This is a genomic window from Bacteroides sp. NSJ-39 (assembly GCF_014287315.1).
Lineage (GTDB): Bacteria > Bacteroidota > Bacteroidia > Bacteroidales > Bacteroidaceae > Bacteroides > Bacteroides finegoldii.
Genome location: NZ_JACOOB010000007.1, coordinates 246509 through 263329 on the forward strand (window position 1 = coordinate 246509; position 16821 = coordinate 263329).

The window sequence follows — 16821 nt, forward strand, 5'->3', positions numbered from 1 at the left end:
GGACTAGAAATTACCTTCTAATCCTTCCCAATTTTGGAGGTTCCTGGCGGATTCGAACCGCCGTACACGGTTTTGCAGACCGCTGACTAAGCCACTCATCCAAGGAACCGTCTTTTCTCGTTTGCGGTTGCAAAGGTAGTACAAATTTTGAAACTACCAACTATCCACAGCAATTTTTCTTTGTACTTTTTTTCTTTACACCGCACTCCTTTCTTTTCTTTTCCATCATATCCTTTAGTTCACAGCCACTTACACAACTGTCACAAGGATTTCCACTATCTCGCGTACGACGAAAAAAAGTATAAATACCATATACCAATCGGACAATGCAGAGTACAACCAGTACCCCCACTACCCATTCTTGCCAATTATTCATACAAACAACCCTCCAATCTGATAAACAGTAAATGACACAATCCATGCCAATACCGTAGTATAGCAAGCTGCAAAAAGCGCCCATTTCCAACTTCCGGATTCCTGTTTGATAGCTGCCAATGCCGCAATACATGGAAAGTAAATCAAAACAAACAGCATATAGCAGAATGCAACCAACGGTGTTATCGGAATCCGTTCAGCCAAACTAACCTCATCAGCCTCCGGATCATCCACATATAAAACCCCCAAAGTACTTACCACCAACTCTTTCGCTCCTACCCCCGAAATCAGACCGATACCCAGTTTCCAATCAAACCCCATAGGCTTAATCACCGGTTCTATCGCACGCCCAAGCTGACCTATATATGAATTTTCCTGCTGTTCGGCTACCGTCTCATACGCATCATGATTCGGATAGTATCCCAGAAACCAAATGATAATAGAAGCAATCATAATAATTCCCCCCATCTTTTTCAAATATTGCGCCCCTTTCTCCCATGTATGACGGAAGATAGATTTTGCTGTCGGCATCCGGTACGGAGGAAGCTCCATCACAAACGGAGTATCGTCCCCTTTCACCAAAAACTTACTAAACAGTCTCGCTAACAAGACCGCCAAAAATATACCTATTGCATAAATACTCAACAAGACCAGACTCGCATTGTTCGGAAAAAATGCTCCTACCAATAATAAATAGATAGGCAGACGAGCACTGCAAGACATCAACGGATTAACCAACATAGTAATAAGCCGACTTTTTCGATTCTCTATCGTACGGGAAGCCATAATAGCGGGCACGTTACATCCGAACCCCATAATGAGCGGAATAAACGATTTGCCATGCAGCCCCATTTTATGCATGATCTTATCCATTATAAATGCAGCACGTGCCATATATCCGGAGTCCTCCATCAACGATATACAGAAATACAGAATCAAGATGTTCGGCAGAAAAACAATCACACCTCCTACTCCGCCAACGATACCGTCAACCAGCATATCTTTCAATGGCCCTTCAGACATATTATTACGAATCAAATCACCAATCTGCTCAACCAGCCATTCAATCCCCATCATGGGATATTCGCCGAGTACAAATGTTCCTTCAAACATCAAATACATAAACAGGAAGAAAATAGGATACCCCCAAATACGGTGAGTAACGATAGCATCCAACACTTTGGTCGTCTGCGCCTGTTCCAAATGATTATCAGTAAATGTTTCTTTCAATGCACCACTGATGAAACCGTATTTCGCATCTGTTATGGCAGACTCACAATCTTCATTCATCGTGCTCTGTATGCGTTTCACCATCTTATCACGAATACCGACAATGCTTTCAGCATTCGGCAAAGTACGTACAAAACGTTCTATATCCGGATCATTCTCCAATAACTTAATAGAAAGAAAACGAGTGGAATATTTATGGCGAATGTATTCATTCTTTGATACTTCCTCTTTCACAGCCTCAATAGCCCTCTCCAAATCGGGACCATGATTAATATGAATATGGCGAAAGACACGTCCGGTCTTCCGATGTTCCCGCACATAATCTTCGAGATGTTCCTCTTCATGGTGTTTCCGGTCTTCCAAAGAATCATGCCATTCAGTCAAATCTTTGAGAACTTCCGGATTCATATTTCCGTGTTTATCAAAGAAGTCGACTCCCTCATAAAGATTTATAACGACATGAAACAAGGTATCCAATCCACGATTTTTTTTACTGACAGTAGGCACCATAGGCACTCCGAACAATTTACTCAATAAACGATAGTCCAATGTATTTCCACTGTTCTCCAATTCATCATAAATATTCAAAGCCACGACCATGCGGACATTCATATCAATCAATTGGGTAGTCAGATATAAATTCCGTTCCAAATTGGAAGAGTCCACCACATTAATAATGACATCCGGAGTTTCGTCGATAATATGGCGACGAACATAAATTTCTTCGGGTGTATAAGCAGATAAAGAGTATGTTCCCGGTAAATCAACGATCCGGAAATGATAACCTTCGAAATCAAAATACCCTTCTTTGGCGTCCACGGTCACACCACTATAATTTCCCACATGCTCGTGAGCACCGGAAGCTAAATTAAATAAAGAAGTCTTGCCACTGTTTGGATTGCCGACCAAAGCGACATTAATGGTACGGCGTTTACCCAGCGCCAGCCGTTTCATGTCTTCTTCTTTTACAGAAATATCCTCAGGCAGTCCCTCGTGGTAAATAGTCTCTTCAGCCAATTTCTTAGCCTCTTCTTCACTGACCACCTCAATCATTTCGGCTTCCTGACGACGAAGAGAAATTTCATAACCTAGAACTTTATATTTAATGGGATCTCTTAATGGAGCATTCAACAGCACTTCAACCGTTTTTCCCTTGATGAAGCCCATCTCCACAATACGTTTACGAAAACCACCGTGTCCCAATACTTTAACGATGACACCTTTTTCGCCTGTTTCTAATTCGGACAAACGCATAACTCTCAAAATTTTCGGCAAAGATAATTCATAACTTTGGAGCACGCAAATTATTTAGATTGTTTTTAAATAACAGATATTTTCATCCACAAAATATCCATCTGCCATTAAAAACAAGCGACATTCACTTGAGATACTTCAATAAACCATTATCTTTGCAAAATATGATACAACATCGGGTTACACAATATATAGAAAAAGAAGGTTTATTCTCTTCCGAAAATAAAATTCTGGTGGCATTGAGCGGTGGTGCCGACTCAGTTGCATTGTTATGCATCCTGCATACAGCAGGTTACCGTTGTGAAGCTGCGCATTGTAATTTCCACCTGCGTGGTGAAGAATCAAATCGAGACGAGCAGTTCGTCCGCCAATTATGCGAAAAATATAAAATAAACCTGCATACCATTGATTTTGATACTACCCGATACGCAACCGAAAAACATATTTCCATCGAAATGGGCGCCCGTGAACTACGTTATAATTGGTTTGAAAAAACGAGAAAGGATTGCCAGGCGGATGTCATCGCTGTCGCCCATCATCAAGATGACAGCGTAGAAACAATATTGCTGAACCTCATCAGAGGAACAGGAATCACCGGTTTATTAGGAATCCGTCCCCGTAACGGAGTAGTCGTACGCCCTTTACTTTGTATTAATAGGGAAGAAATCATTCACTACCTTCAAAGTATCCAACAGGAATACGTAACCGACAGCACGAATCTGGAAGATGAATACACCCGCAATAAAATACGCCTCAACCTTCTTCCACTCATGCAGACAATCAATCCGTCCGTCAAAAACAACTTGATAGAAACCAGCAATTATTTAAATGATGTAGCCACTCTATATAATAAATATATAGAAGAAACTAAGACGAAAATCATTACAGCAGAAGGTATACGGATCAGTTCTCTGCTAAAAGAGCCAGCCCCCGAAGCCATCCTTTTTGAGGTGTTGCATCCATTAGGCTTCAACTCTACACAAATAAAAGACATCGCCAGTTCGCTCCACAGTCAACCGGGAAAGCAATTTTGCTGTAAAGAATGGAGAATAATAAAAGATAGAGAATTCTTGTTATTGGAAGCCGTTCAATCTGTAAGCAAAGCGACTCCTCCTTTTCAGCTGATCAGAGAAGAACAAGAATATACTTCCGACTTTCAAATTCCACAAGAGAAACAAACAGCCTGTTTCGATGCAGACAAACTGAATGAAGAAATCTGTTGCCGGAAATGGCAGACCGGTGACACCTTTGTGCCCTTCGGAATGAAAGGAAAGAAAAAAATAAGCGATTATCTGACCGACCGCAAGTTCTCTATCAGCCAAAAGGAACGTCAATGGGTACTCTGCTGCGGAGAACGCATCGCATGGTTGATAGGTGAACGAACAGATAACCGCTTTCGTATTGACGAAACAACTAAACGGGTGATTATTTATAGAATGATCTGAGGAAGTTTCTGTTTTTTGAAACAGTCAGACAGCAAAGCTGCAAAAGGAGTATCATAGATTCGCGCTTTCCTAGTACAGGCTTTCACACAGGCACAACATTTGATACATTTAGTCTCATCCGTATGCAATTCATCTCCTTTCGTTATAGCTCCTACCGGACAACGCGTCACGCACAATCCACAATGAGTACACATACTCTCATCTTCTACCCACGGAGTACGGGGAAGAGGCATACCACTTTTGCGCAACTTAATAACCTTTCTCAAAAAACGGAACAAAGGAAAAAAAGGCTGACTCGGACGTGTGATGGCGCGTACATCTACCGGATAAAGTTTATCCATATTCTCGGCAGCCTGCACCTTTTCCATTATTTTTTTCCCAAAATCCGCAGCAAAAGCCAAATCAGAATTATCAGGACGTCCAGCTGAGATCGGATGCTTGTCAGTACTATACGAATGCTCCCCTATAAAAGTAGCCCCGGCAATCACCTTCATTCCATGAGGTGTGGCAAAAGCATCCAACTCCATCAAAGCCTTTTCATAAGCCCGATTTCCATAGACCGCCACCAACACCGTAGGAGCATCCAAACCACGAATGTTCCGTAAACGTTCCATCGCCAAAGGAGCGACATGCCCTCCATATACAGGAACTACCACAATGGCTAATGCAGATGTAGGAATCACAACTTCCTCCGCTGCTTGCTGAGTTACATTTATAGGAAAAATATTTTTTATACCTGCCCCTTGAACAATCGCTTCCGCTATTTGTTTAGAAGTATGGGTGGGCGAAAAATAAATTAAATAAGCTTCATTTACTGTCATACTATTTTCTTTTGTCTAGCAAAGATACACTTTTACGTGGAAAAAAACGGTTGATTGTATATGAATCCAAAAAAAATTATTATCTTTGCCCCGTTGAAACATTCTACGATTCAACATATACATCCCTAATTCATAATAAAGAACAAACATATATGCTCACATATCTATGGCCATGAGCTATAGCAATACTGTCCATAATTCAGCAAAAAAGAAATATTAATAACTTACCATACTATATGTATAACATTATCCAATTAAACGACAAAGATCTGTCGGAACTTCAAATTATTGCCAAAGAACTAGGCATAAAAAAAACAGACTCATACAAGAAAGAAGACCTTGTTTACAAAATACTCGATGAACAAGCTATTGTAGGAGCCACCAAGAAAGTAGCCGCAGACAAACTCAAGGAAGAACGCAAAGAAGAAAAGAAAAAGCGCTCACGTGTAACTCCGGCCAAAAAAGAGGACAAAGTGGTTTCCGCAACAAAGACCGGAGAAGTTACAAAAACAAAAGATGCTGCTACTGCAAAAGCACAGCAAACTCCCAAAGAAGAAACAACAAACAAAGAAAAAGAAACTCCCGCCGTTGAAACCAAAGCAGAAAACGCTGTTACTCCTAAACGTAAAGTAGGCCGTCCGCGCAAAAATTCAGATACAACTGATAAAAAAGAAGTTGAAGAAACGAAGCAAGTAGCTTCCAACAGTGTCGAAGCGAAGCCTGTAGTTGCGAAGAAAACACCCGAAACAACGGAAAAAACAGCTCCGGCACAGCAACCATCTGCCGAGAAGAAAGAAAAGCCTAGCAAACCCACTGTGGAAAAAGATAAACCCGCTGCAGAAAAAACTGTAGAAAAAAAGGTGGTTGCCAAACCGCAAAAGAAAGCTGAACCGGTTATCGATGAAGAAAGTAATATCCTGACCGGTGCTGACGATGATGATTTCATTCCAATTGAAGATCTGCCGTCTGAAAAGATTGAACTTCCGACAGAACTCTTCGGTAAATTTGAAGCAACAAAGACAGAGCCTGTGCAATCAGCTCCCGAACAAGTAGCCCAACCTCAGCAGCAACAGTCTCAATCTCAACAACAACGTCCACGCATTGTCCGTCCACGCGACAACAACAATGCAAACAATAACGCTAATAATAATTTCCAGCGTAACAACAACCAAAATCAAGGCCAAAATCAGAATCAGCACCAACAACGCTTGCCAATGCCACGCGCTACGCAGCAAAACAATGCGAGCGAAAACCTTCCGGCACAGCAACCGCAAGAGCGTAAAGTGATTGAGCGTGAGAAACCTTACGAATTTGATGACATCCTAAACGGAGTAGGAGTTTTGGAAATTATGCAGGACGGATACGGTTTCCTCCGTTCGTCCGATTACAATTATCTTTCCTCTCCGGATGACATCTATGTATCGCAATCTCAAATCAAATTGTTTGGCTTGAAAACAGGCGACGTAGTAGAAGGAGTGATTCGTCCGCCTAAGGAAGGAGAAAAATATTTTCCGCTAGTAAAAGTCTCGAAAATCAACGGACGTGACGCTGCTTTCGTTCGCGACCGTGTTCCTTTTGAACACTTAACCCCTCTCTTTCCGGATGAAAAGTTCAAACTCTGCAAAGGCGGTTATTCTGATTCTATGTCTGCCCGTGTAGTAGATCTTTTCGCTCCGATCGGTAAAGGTCAACGTGCACTGATCGTTGCTCAGCCTAAGACAGGTAAGACTATCTTAATGAAAGACATCGCCAACGCAATCGCAGCCAATCATCCCGAAGTATACATGATTATGTTGCTTATTGACGAACGTCCAGAGGAGGTGACCGACATGGCACGCAGCGTAAACGCGGAAGTTATCGCTTCCACTTTCGACGAGCCGGCAGAACGTCACGTGAAAATCGCGGGTATCGTATTGGAAAAAGCAAAACGTTTGGTAGAATGCGGTCATGACGTAGTAATCTTCTTAGACTCTATCACCCGCCTGGCACGTGCATACAATACTGTCTCTCCTGCATCAGGTAAAGTACTTTCCGGCGGTGTTGATGCAAATGCACTTCACAAACCGAAACGTTTCTTCGGAGCTGCACGTAACATCGAAAACGGTGGTTCACTGACTATCATTGCTACCGCCCTGATTGACACCGGTTCTAAGATGGATGAAGTTATCTTCGAAGAATTTAAAGGTACAGGTAACATGGAATTGCAGCTTGACCGCAACCTGTCTAACAAACGTATCTTCCCAGCTGTCAACATCACTGCATCCAGCACTCGTCGCGACGACTTGTTACTTGACAAAACAACTCTTGACCGTATGTGGATATTACGTAAATACCTTGCAGATATGAATCCGATTGAAGCTATGGATTTTGTAAAAGACCGTTTGGAAAAAACCAGAGATAACGATGAATTCCTTATGAGTATGAACAGCTAAAAAGGAAATCAACAAATATAATTCTTAAGAATGCAGATTAACACAGATTGCCGCAGATTAATTCTTATTATCTGTTCCAGTCTTGTGTTAATCTGCATTTTAATTACAGCCTATTCTACTTCTCTCCTCCTCGGCACTATTCCATTTTTGTACAAATTACTATCACTGACGTCCAAAACAACTCCCCTAGTCTTTTCTGCATTCTCTTTTTTGCTACTTTTGCTTCCAAATCAATTATTACTTAATTCTAACCAGAAATGAAAACGATTTATCCATTCATGGGATTAGCCTTATGTAGCGTAACAGCTCAGGCACAAGAAAAGCCCAATTTCCTGATTATCCAATGCGACCATTTAACACAACGTGTCGTAGGAGCTTACGGACAAACACAAGGTTGCACCCTCCCTATGGACGAAGTTGCTTCCAGAGGAGTGATCTTCTCCAATGCCTATGTGGGCTGTCCCCTCAGCCAACCTTCACGTGCAGCGTTATGGAGTGGTATGATGCCTCACGAAACAAATGTACGTTCCAATTCCAGTGAACCTATCAACACACGCATACCGGAAAACATACCGACATTAGGAAGCCTTTTCTCCGAAAACGGTTATGATGCAGTACACTTTGGAAAGACTCACGACATGGGTTCACTAAGAGGTTTTAAACATAAAGAACCGGTAGCCAAACCATTTACCGATCCGGAATTTCCAGTCAACAACGATAGCTTCCTAGATGTAGGAACTTGTGAAGATGCAGTAGCCTATTTAAGTAATCCTCCCCAAAAGCCCTTTATTTGCATTGCCGATTTCCAAAATCCACACAACATATGCGGATTTGTAGGAGCAAACGAAGGAGTACACACCGATCGTCCTATTAGTGGTACTCTCCCCGAACTACCTGCCAATTTCGACGTAGAAGATTGGAACAACATACCTACTCCGGTACAATATATTTGTTGCAGCCATCGACGAATGACACAAGCCTCACATTGGAGTGAAGAAAACTACCGTCATTACATTGCCGCTTTCCAACATTATACAAAAATGGTATCCAAGCAAGTAGACAGCGTTTTAAAAGCACTCTATTCCACACCTGCCGGTAAGAATACTATTATAGTCATCTTAGCCGATCACGGTGACGGAATGGCCTCCCACCGTATGGTAACTAAACACATCAGTTTCTACGATGAAATGACAAATGTTCCGTTTATCTTTGCAGGACCCGGTATCAAACACCAGAAGAAGCCCGTAGACCATCTTCTCACACAACCGACACTCGACCTCTTGCCTACCCTTTGTGATTTAGCAGGAATTCCCGTCCCAGCCGAAAAAGCTGGAATCAGCCTTGCCCCGACATTAAAGGGAAAAAAGCAGATGAAAACTCATCCGTATGTAGTATCCGAATGGCACAGCGAATATGAATATATCACTACTCCCGGACGCATGGTACGTGGACCAAGATACAAATACACCCACTATTTGGAAGGTAACGGAGAAGAACTTTACGACATGAAGAAAGATCCGGGAGAACGTCAAAATCTCGCTAAAGATCCTAAATATGTCAAAATTCTTACAGAACACCGTGCAATGCTCAATGACTATATCAAACATAGCAAAGATGATTACCGTACTCTGAAAGTGGACGCTGACCCACGTTGCAGAAAACATGCTCCAGGTTATCCCAATCACGAAGGTCCCGGAGCACGCGAAATTCTCAAAAATAAAATAAAATAAAATAATAAAAAGAGCGAGGATTGTTTTGTAATCTTCGCTCTTTTTACTTCTTTTGCAGATGAACTAACGGGCAAGCAGCTAATTATTAAGTGAATAAGCACAAACATCATATTATAGCAGTAGCTGTAGCCATGCTTATATCTGTTACTCTATATGCGGCGCACACCAGCCAGGCACGCCTGTCTCTGCTAAAACCGTTAATCAAATACAATACACCATTCAGTACCGAGATTTCTACCGACAGTATCACTGTATGGGAGAAATTACTGGAACCCGAATTAGAAGAACAACAACATTATTCACTTTTATTCCAACTAAAGCTACTGACTGTCCGGGCATTAATTACAGAAGGCCATTTCAGTTTAGCCATAGACAAAGCGAACTCGATGTATCAAAAAGCGAAAGAGATGAGTTACCCGCTAGGAACAGCACTTTCGCTGCAAGCAATCGGAAATACTTACTTAAATTCATCAACGCCTTTAGCGGCAATAGAATCTTATAAAGAAGCATTAGAGATCATCTCCAAAGACCTGATGCAGACCAATATGCCAAGACGATTTTAACTTGTATTATTCTGACAAAGCTTAAATTCTGGCAAATGGCAAATATAGAAGCAGATATCCGGCAATTGGAATCTCTTTCAAACAAAGACAAGAATCTAGGAGATGTTTTTTATCTTAATTATTGTCAGGCATTCTATAATATTCAGACGCATCACCTACCTGAAGCCCTTAATTATTTGCAACAAGCCGAGTCTATAAACCGACAATGCCAACATTCCTATTTCTTTTTGATGATTGAATATCTGTATGCTTGTTACTATACCGAATCAAAAGAATACACTAAAGCATTAAATATATTCGATACTATTTTATCACACACTCAAACAGCCGGTTCATACAAATCTCTTCCCATACTACAAGAACGAGCTCAGTTACTGGCATTGATGGGAAAGAATGAAGAGGCATGCCAAGCCTACGAATCCCTTAACACACTCAAAGACTCGTTGGATGCAACGAATTATATCCGGCAAATCAATACGCTTCCTGCTCTTTACCAAATTGATAAAAATGAACTGGACAACCTAAACAGGCAAAAAATAATTCTCTATTGGAGTTGGCTCACGATCTCGTGTATTGTTATTAAGGCTTTGGAGGAGGCTTACCGAATGCTTACTGCAAAAGACCATCCCGTAGACCGAATTTCAGTACTGTCACAGTTAATATCAGTCACTAAAGAAAAGAAAGATAATCAAAGACTACTCAAATATATACAAGAACAAGAAAATATACTTTACAAACATATTGCCGGGAATCCGTTTTTGAAAGAGGGATTTACCGATGCATACCTTTTCAATGAACTTTTTTACAGTTATTATTATCTGAATATCAACGCTCCCGAACAAACATATCCCCATCTGATAAAATCTAAGGAATACTTAAATAAGAATACATATTTCACATACAGAATACTCTATTTCGATACACTCGCTCAATACAACCGAGCTATAGGAAAGTATCAACAAGCCTTGAATTATATCGATACAACATTGACAATGCTGAAAAAGAATTTTCCCAACGATTATGCCGAACAGTTACTTGAAAAAGCAAGAATATGGAAACAGGTAGGGCAAAATGAGAAAGCTATCCTATTCTACGAACAGGCGTTGTCCCTAAAAGATTCTGTCACAACAGTACTTTCAAACACCCAGATGAAACAGATAAAAAAGAGATACAATATAGAAAAGAATGAATTAGAACAGGAGAGACGAAATAACAGGACTCAACTCCTATATCTAGTTTTTATATTCGTTATTCTGATTTTGCTGTTTATTTTCATGGCAAGGCTCTTCATGATACGCAAAGCTTTAAAACATTCGGAATACGAAATCCGGAAAGCTATGGAAGCTGTGCGACAAACCAACGAAATGAAAAATCGCTTTTTGTCAAAAATGAGCTATAATATCCGTACTCCGCTCAACAATGTGGTCGGCTTTTCACAACTCATTGCCTGCGAACCGAATATAGACAAGGAGACAAGACAGGAATACACTAATATCATACACCAAAGTTCGGAGAAATTAATGAAACTCGTCAATGACGTTCTCGATTTATCCCGACTGGAAGCTCAAATGATGAAATTTCAAGTACAAGATTATGATGTCATCGAACTATGTAAAGAGGTGTGTTATATGGCACGTGTACAAAATGAGCAAACAGGTATTAAGATCCTTCGTTTGTATCGCAAGAGACCATCATACGGCATGATATCAACCTGTTATTATTACAGCATTTCGGTGGAAACTACTTCATAAATCAGAAAGCTCCCGAAAATCCGGAAATAGTTTTCATCTACCCTATTGGTTCCGAACCGGAATAAAGCGTTATCTTTGCAAAATGTAAACTTAAACGCTTAATTATGTATACCAACAAACAAATTTGGAGTGTCAGTTACCCGATACTGCTAAGCTTGCTGGCACAAAATGTTATCAATGTCACTGATACGGCATTCCTCGGACACGTAAGTGAAGTAGCACTCGGAGCTTCCGCAATGGGGGGATTGTTCTATATATGTGTATTCACCATTGCATTCGGATTCAGTACCGGTTCACAAATAGTTATTGCCCGGCGTAATGGCGAGGGACGTTATACAGATGTAGGTCCGGTTATGATTCAGGGAGTCATGTTCTTGTTTGCTATGGCATTGTTGCTGTTCGGCTTCACCAAAGCATTCGGAGGAGACATCATGCACTTGCTCATTTCTTCCGAGTCCATTTACGAAGGGACAATGGAATTTCTGGACTGGCGTATCTATGGTTTCTTCTTCTCATTCGTCAACGTTATGTTCCGGGCGTTATATATCGGTATCACACGCACCAAAGTATTAACAATCAATGCTGTTGTCATGGCACTGACCAATGTGATATTAGATTATATGCTGATCTTCGGAAAGTTTGGTATGCCCGAAATGGGAATTAAAGGAGCTGCTATTGCATCCGTACTGGCAGAAGCCTCCTCTATTCTCTTCTTCCTCATCTACACATATATCACAGTCGACTTGAAAAAATACGGTCTGAATCGATTACGCACATTCGATCCGGCGTTATTGATACGGATTCTGAGTATTTCCTGTTTCACAATGCTACAATACTTCCTGTCGATGGCCACTTGGTTCGTATTTTTCGTAGCCGTTGAACGATTGGGACAGCGGGAACTGGCTATCGCCAACATCGTCCGGAGTATTTATGTAGTATTGCTAATCCCAGTCAATGCGCTGGCAACCACGACCAATAGCCTTGTGAGCAATGCTATCGGTGCAGGAGGTATCCGATACGTAATGCCGCTCATCAACAAAATCGCCCGGTTCTCATTTTTCATTATGCTAGGGCTGGTTGCACTATCAGCATTGTTCCCACAGTTCCTGCTTTCCATTTACACCAGTGAAAACGCACTCATTACAGAATCCGTACCTTCAGTATATGTCATCTGTTGCGCCATGCTGATTGCATCGGTAGCCAATGTCGTGTTCAATGGTATCTCAGGAACAGGAAACACACAAGCGGCTTTGTTGCTCGAAACGATCACAATAATCATCTACGGCTCATATATCATCTTCATTGGAATGTGGCTGAAAGCACCGATTGAAATCTGCTTTACAATTGAGATACTGTACTATACCTTACTGCTGATAACAAGTTATATTTACCTCAAAAAAGCAAAATGGCAGAATAAAAAGATATAAATACGAGAGATTTTTGTACATTTGCAGGCTCAAATATTAATTAGTAATTAAACAACTATGTTCGATAATTTAAGTGAAAGACTAGAACGGTCATTCAAGATTCTGAAAGGTGAAGGCAAAATCACCGAAATCAACGTAGCGGAGACGCTGAAAGACGTACGCAAGGCTCTTCTTGATGCCGACGTAAACTACAAAGTGGCAAAGAATTTCACTGATACGGTGAAAGAGAAAGCGCTTGGTCAGAACGTGCTTACGGCAGTGAAACCGAGCCAGTTGATGGTGAAGATTGTGCACGACGAACTTACTCAGTTAATGGGAGGAGAGACAGCCGAGATTAATATCGATTCTCGCCCGGCAGTAATCCTGATGTCAGGTCTGCAAGGTTCGGGTAAGACTACTTTTTCCGGCAAATTGGCACGAATGCTGAAAAGTAAAAAGAATCGCAAACCGTTGCTGGTAGCTTGTGACGTATATCGTCCGGCAGCTATCGAACAGTTACGCGTATTGGCAGAACAAATAGAAGTACCGATGTACTGCGAACTGGACAGCAAAAATCCGGTAGAAATCGCACAGCACGCTATTCAGGAAGCTAAAGCTAAAGGATACGATCTCGTCATTGTCGATACCGCCGGACGTCTGGCAGTAGACGAACAAATGATGAACGAGATTGCAGCCATCAAAGAAGCAATCAACCCGAACGAAATTTTGTTCGTGGTAGACTCCATGACCGGTCAGGATGCAGTAAATACAGCCAAAGAATTTAACGATCGTCTGGACTTTAACGGTGTAGTACTGACCAAACTCGATGGTGACACACGTGGCGGTGCAGCTCTTTCCATCCGTTCGGTAGTCAATAAACCTATCAAATTCGTCGGTACAGGCGAAAAGTTGGACGCAATAGATCAGTTCCACCCAGCCCGTATGGCCGACCGTATTCTCGGTATGGGTGATATCGTATCACTGGTAGAACGTGCGCAAGAACAATATGACGAAGAAGAAGCTAAACGCTTGCAGAAGAAGATTGCAAAGAATCAATTTGACTTCAATGACTTCCTCAGCCAGATTGCCCAAATCAAGAAAATGGGTAACTTGAAAGATCTTGCTTCCATGATTCCAGGAGTAGGAAAAGCAATCAAAGACATCGATATTGACGATAATGCGTTCAAAAGTATCGAAGCTATCATTTACTCCATGACTCCGGCAGAGCGTTCCAACCCGGAAATATTGAACGGTTCACGTCGTACACGTATCGCCAAAGGTAGCGGAACGACCATTCAGGAAGTCAATCGCCTGCTGAAACAGTTTGACCAGACTCGCAAGATGATGAAGATGGTTACCAGCAGCAAAATGGGCAAAATGATGCCGAAGATGAAAAGATAACCCACCAATAAATACCTTGAAAATATGACACTGATAGATGGAAAAGCAATTTCCGAACAAGTGAAACAAGAAATTGCCGCTGAGGTAGCTGAAATTGTTGCACGCGGTGGTAAACGCCCGCACTTGGCAGCTATCCTCGTAGGGCACGACGGTGGCAGTGAAACATACGTAGCCGCCAAAGTAAAAGCCTGCGAAATTTGTGGATTCAAATCTTCTCTTATTCGTTATGAGAGTGATGTGACTGAAGAAGAACTGCTGGCCAAAGTGCGCGAGCTGAATGAAGACAATGATGTAGACGGTTTTATCGTTCAGCTTCCGTTGCCGAAACATATCTCCGAACAGAAGGTAATCGAAACAATCGACTACCGTAAGGACGTGGACGGTTTTCATCCGATCAATGTAGGTCGTATGTCTATCGGACTTCCTTGCTATGTATCTGCTACTCCTAATGGTATTCTTGAATTACTGAAACGCTATCAGATAGAAACTTCGGGTAAAAAGTGCGTAGTTCTCGGACGTAGTAATATCGTAGGCAAACCAATGGCTGCATTAATGATGCAGAAAGCATATCCGGGAGATGCGACTGTTACCGTATGCCACAGCCGCAGCAAGGATCTGGTAAAAGAATGCCAAGAAGCCGATATCATTATCGCTGCTTTGGGACAACCTAATTTCGTAAAAGCCGGAATGGTGAAAGAAGGCGCGGTAGTAATCGATGTAGGTACCACCCGCGTACCGGATTCCACTAAAAAATCCGGGTTCAAACTGACAGGTGATGTTAAGTTCGACGAAGTGGCACCCAAATGCTCCTACATCACTCCGGTACCAGGTGGTGTCGGACCGATGACAATTGTATCGTTAATGAAAAATACACTTTTAGCCGGTAAGAAAGCCATCTATCAATGAGATACACATTGTTCTTGGTAATCATATTTCTCTCCTTGTCTTGCACTTCACGGTCGCAGACAAGGAGAGATTCTACTAATAACAACTCGCTTGACACACTCTTGGCTAGCAAAAGTTGCATACCTGCCGATACTCTCCGTATTCTCTTTGTGGGAGACCTTATGCAACACCAGGGGCAGATTAATGCAGCACGAACCGCTAAAGGATATGACTATACTACCTGCTTCGAGTATGTCAAAGAGGAAATAGGGAAAGCAGACCTCGCCATAGCTAATCTTGAGGTGACCTTAGGAGGAAAACCATACAAAGGTTATCCTGCTTTCAGTGCACCGGATGAGTTTCTCACCGCCATACACAATGCCGGATTTAATGTCCTTGTCACAGCCAACAATCATAGTCTTGACCGTGGCAAACCGGGATTGGAACGTACGATCCGCTTAATCGACTCCTTGTCCATTCCTCACGCCGGAACATATATAAATCCCGAAGAACGTGAAAAGAAATATCCACTCATTCTTGAAAAAAAAGGATTCCGCATTGCTCTACTCAACTATACGTATGGTACGAACGGCATATACGTTACTTCTCCTAACATCGTCAATTATATTGATACCGCAATCATTGCCAAAGATATAGAAACAAGTAAAGTAATGAAACCGGATGCTATTATCGCCTGTATGCACTGGGGAATCGAATACCAGTCGTTACCGGATAAGGAACAGAAATTCCTTACAGACTGGTTGATTCGAAAAGGAGTAAACCATGTGATCGGTTCCCACCCTCACGTTGTTCAGCCAATTGAAGTTCGTGAAGACAGTGTGACAAATGATAAAAATCTTGTAGTTTATTCATTGGGAAATTATATTTCCAATATGTCTGCACGTCACACAGATGGAGGACTTATGGTAAAGATGGAGTTGGTAAAAGACAGCATAACCCGTCTCAACAAATGTGAGTATAGTTTAGTATGGACTGCCCGACCTACACAATCAGGAAAGAAAAATCACCAATTACTCCCTGTCAACTTACCGACAGACTCCATTCCGGTAAATGCCCGTAACTCTCTGAAGATCTTCGTAAATGATACGCGATCCCTCTTCAGCAAGTACAATCGAGGAATAAAAGAATATACTTTTTACGAAAAAAAGTAGTAAAATCTTTTGGAGATTAAAAGATAATATCTATCTTTGCACCGCGTTAGAGAAACGCAGATATGGTGGCTGTAGTTCAGTTGGTTAGAGCGTCAGATTGTGGTTCTGAATGTCGTGGGTTCGAGTCCCATCTGCCACCCAAGATAAGTCCTTATAAGTCAAACACTTATGAGGACTTATTTTATTGATGGTAGTAGGTATTTAGAGACTGAAATCAGGCTCAGTAGAAATTTAGGCTCAGTAGAAATTTAGTGGGGATACGCATATAGTTTAGCGATGCGGAAAAGGAAGAACCTCTTGTCAGCTACGCCTCTTAGGTTTGCTCTGAATAGTTTAATTTTAGCATTGAAAGATTC

General features: G+C 41.7%; 11 protein-coding genes, 2 tRNA genes and 2 pseudogenes. 10 read left to right on the plus strand and 5 right to left on the minus strand.

Going from position 1 to position 16821, the window contains the following annotated elements; translation table 11 throughout:
• Positions 1-34: 34 nt before the first annotated feature.
• The 3 genes from H8S63_RS10885 to feoB form a co-directional block, all read right to left on the minus strand.
• Positions 35-109: transfer RNA gene (locus H8S63_RS10885), tRNA-Cys, on the minus strand.
• A gap of 51 nt (positions 110-160) precedes the next feature.
• On the minus strand, positions 161-376 hold the full coding sequence (locus tag H8S63_RS10890) for a hypothetical protein (RefSeq protein WP_007755788.1): 216 nt from the start codon (positions 374-376) through the stop codon (positions 161-163).
• Positions 373-2859: a ferrous iron transport protein B gene (feoB, locus tag H8S63_RS10895; RefSeq protein ID WP_186926778.1), complete on the minus strand. Its 2487-nt coding sequence runs from the start codon at positions 2857-2859 to the stop codon at positions 373-375. Before feoB ends, H8S63_RS10890 begins: the two co-directional genes overlap by 4 nt.
• A 164-nt stretch (positions 2860-3023) precedes the next feature.
• On the opposite strand from feoB, the gene tilS reads away from it, so the two are divergent.
• The gene (tilS, locus tag H8S63_RS10900) at positions 3024-4304 is read left to right on the plus strand and encodes a tRNA lysidine(34) synthetase TilS (protein WP_055278904.1); all 1281 of its coding nucleotides are present in this window, start codon (positions 3024-3026) and stop codon (positions 4302-4304) included.
• Here the strand turns inward: tilS and H8S63_RS10905 are convergent.
• A complete protein-coding gene (locus H8S63_RS10905; protein WP_055278905.1) occupies positions 4289-5125 on the minus strand; it encodes a 4Fe-4S binding protein in 837 nt (278 codons plus the stop codon). The genes tilS and H8S63_RS10905 overlap by 16 nt on opposite strands.
• Before the next feature lie 236 nt (positions 5126-5361).
• On the opposite strand from H8S63_RS10905, the gene rho reads away from it, so the two are divergent.
• From rho to H8S63_RS10950, 9 genes and pseudogenes are all read left to right on the plus strand, one after another.
• Positions 5362-7557: a transcription termination factor Rho gene (gene rho, locus H8S63_RS10910; protein ID WP_186926779.1), complete on the plus strand. Its 2196-nt coding sequence runs from the start codon at positions 5362-5364 to the stop codon at positions 7555-7557.
• A gap of 257 nt (positions 7558-7814) precedes the next feature.
• Complete coding sequence (locus H8S63_RS10915) at positions 7815-9287, plus strand: sulfatase (protein WP_186926780.1); 1473 nt, start codon at positions 7815-7817, stop codon at positions 9285-9287.
• Positions 9288-9376: 89 nt separating this feature from the next.
• Positions 9377-9850, plus strand: coding sequence for a hypothetical protein (locus tag H8S63_RS10920; protein WP_186926781.1), 474 nt, complete (start codon positions 9377-9379; stop codon positions 9848-9850).
• A 578-nt stretch (positions 9851-10428) separates the two neighbouring features.
• Positions 10429-11666 (plus strand): annotated as a pseudogene (locus H8S63_RS10925) (histidine kinase dimerization/phospho-acceptor domain-containing protein); the annotation flags it as partial.
• 39 nt (positions 11667-11705) lie between these two features.
• On the plus strand, positions 11706-13028 hold the full coding sequence (locus H8S63_RS10930; RefSeq protein WP_022275481.1) for an MATE family efflux transporter: 1323 nt from the start codon (positions 11706-11708) through the stop codon (positions 13026-13028).
• A gap of 57 nt (positions 13029-13085) precedes the next feature.
• On the plus strand, positions 13086-14408 hold the full coding sequence (gene ffh, locus H8S63_RS10935) for a signal recognition particle protein (RefSeq protein WP_007755762.1): 1323 nt from the start codon (positions 13086-13088) through the stop codon (positions 14406-14408).
• A 24-nt stretch (positions 14409-14432) separates the two neighbouring features.
• Positions 14433-15314 (plus strand): bifunctional methylenetetrahydrofolate dehydrogenase/methenyltetrahydrofolate cyclohydrolase FolD, encoded by an 882-nt coding sequence (folD, locus tag H8S63_RS10940; protein WP_007755761.1) that lies wholly within the window; start codon positions 14433-14435, stop codon positions 15312-15314.
• Positions 15311-16465: a CapA family protein gene (locus tag H8S63_RS10945; RefSeq protein WP_186926782.1), complete on the plus strand. Its 1155-nt coding sequence runs from the start codon at positions 15311-15313 to the stop codon at positions 16463-16465. Before folD ends, H8S63_RS10945 begins: the two co-directional genes overlap by 4 nt.
• Positions 16466-16530: 65 nt before the next feature.
• Positions 16531-16604, plus strand: a tRNA-His gene (locus tag H8S63_RS10950).
• Between the two features lie 109 nt (positions 16605-16713).
• Here H8S63_RS10950 and H8S63_RS20335 read toward each other — a convergent pair.
• A pseudogene (locus tag H8S63_RS20335) lies at positions 16714-16821 on the minus strand (DDE transposase); the annotation flags it as partial.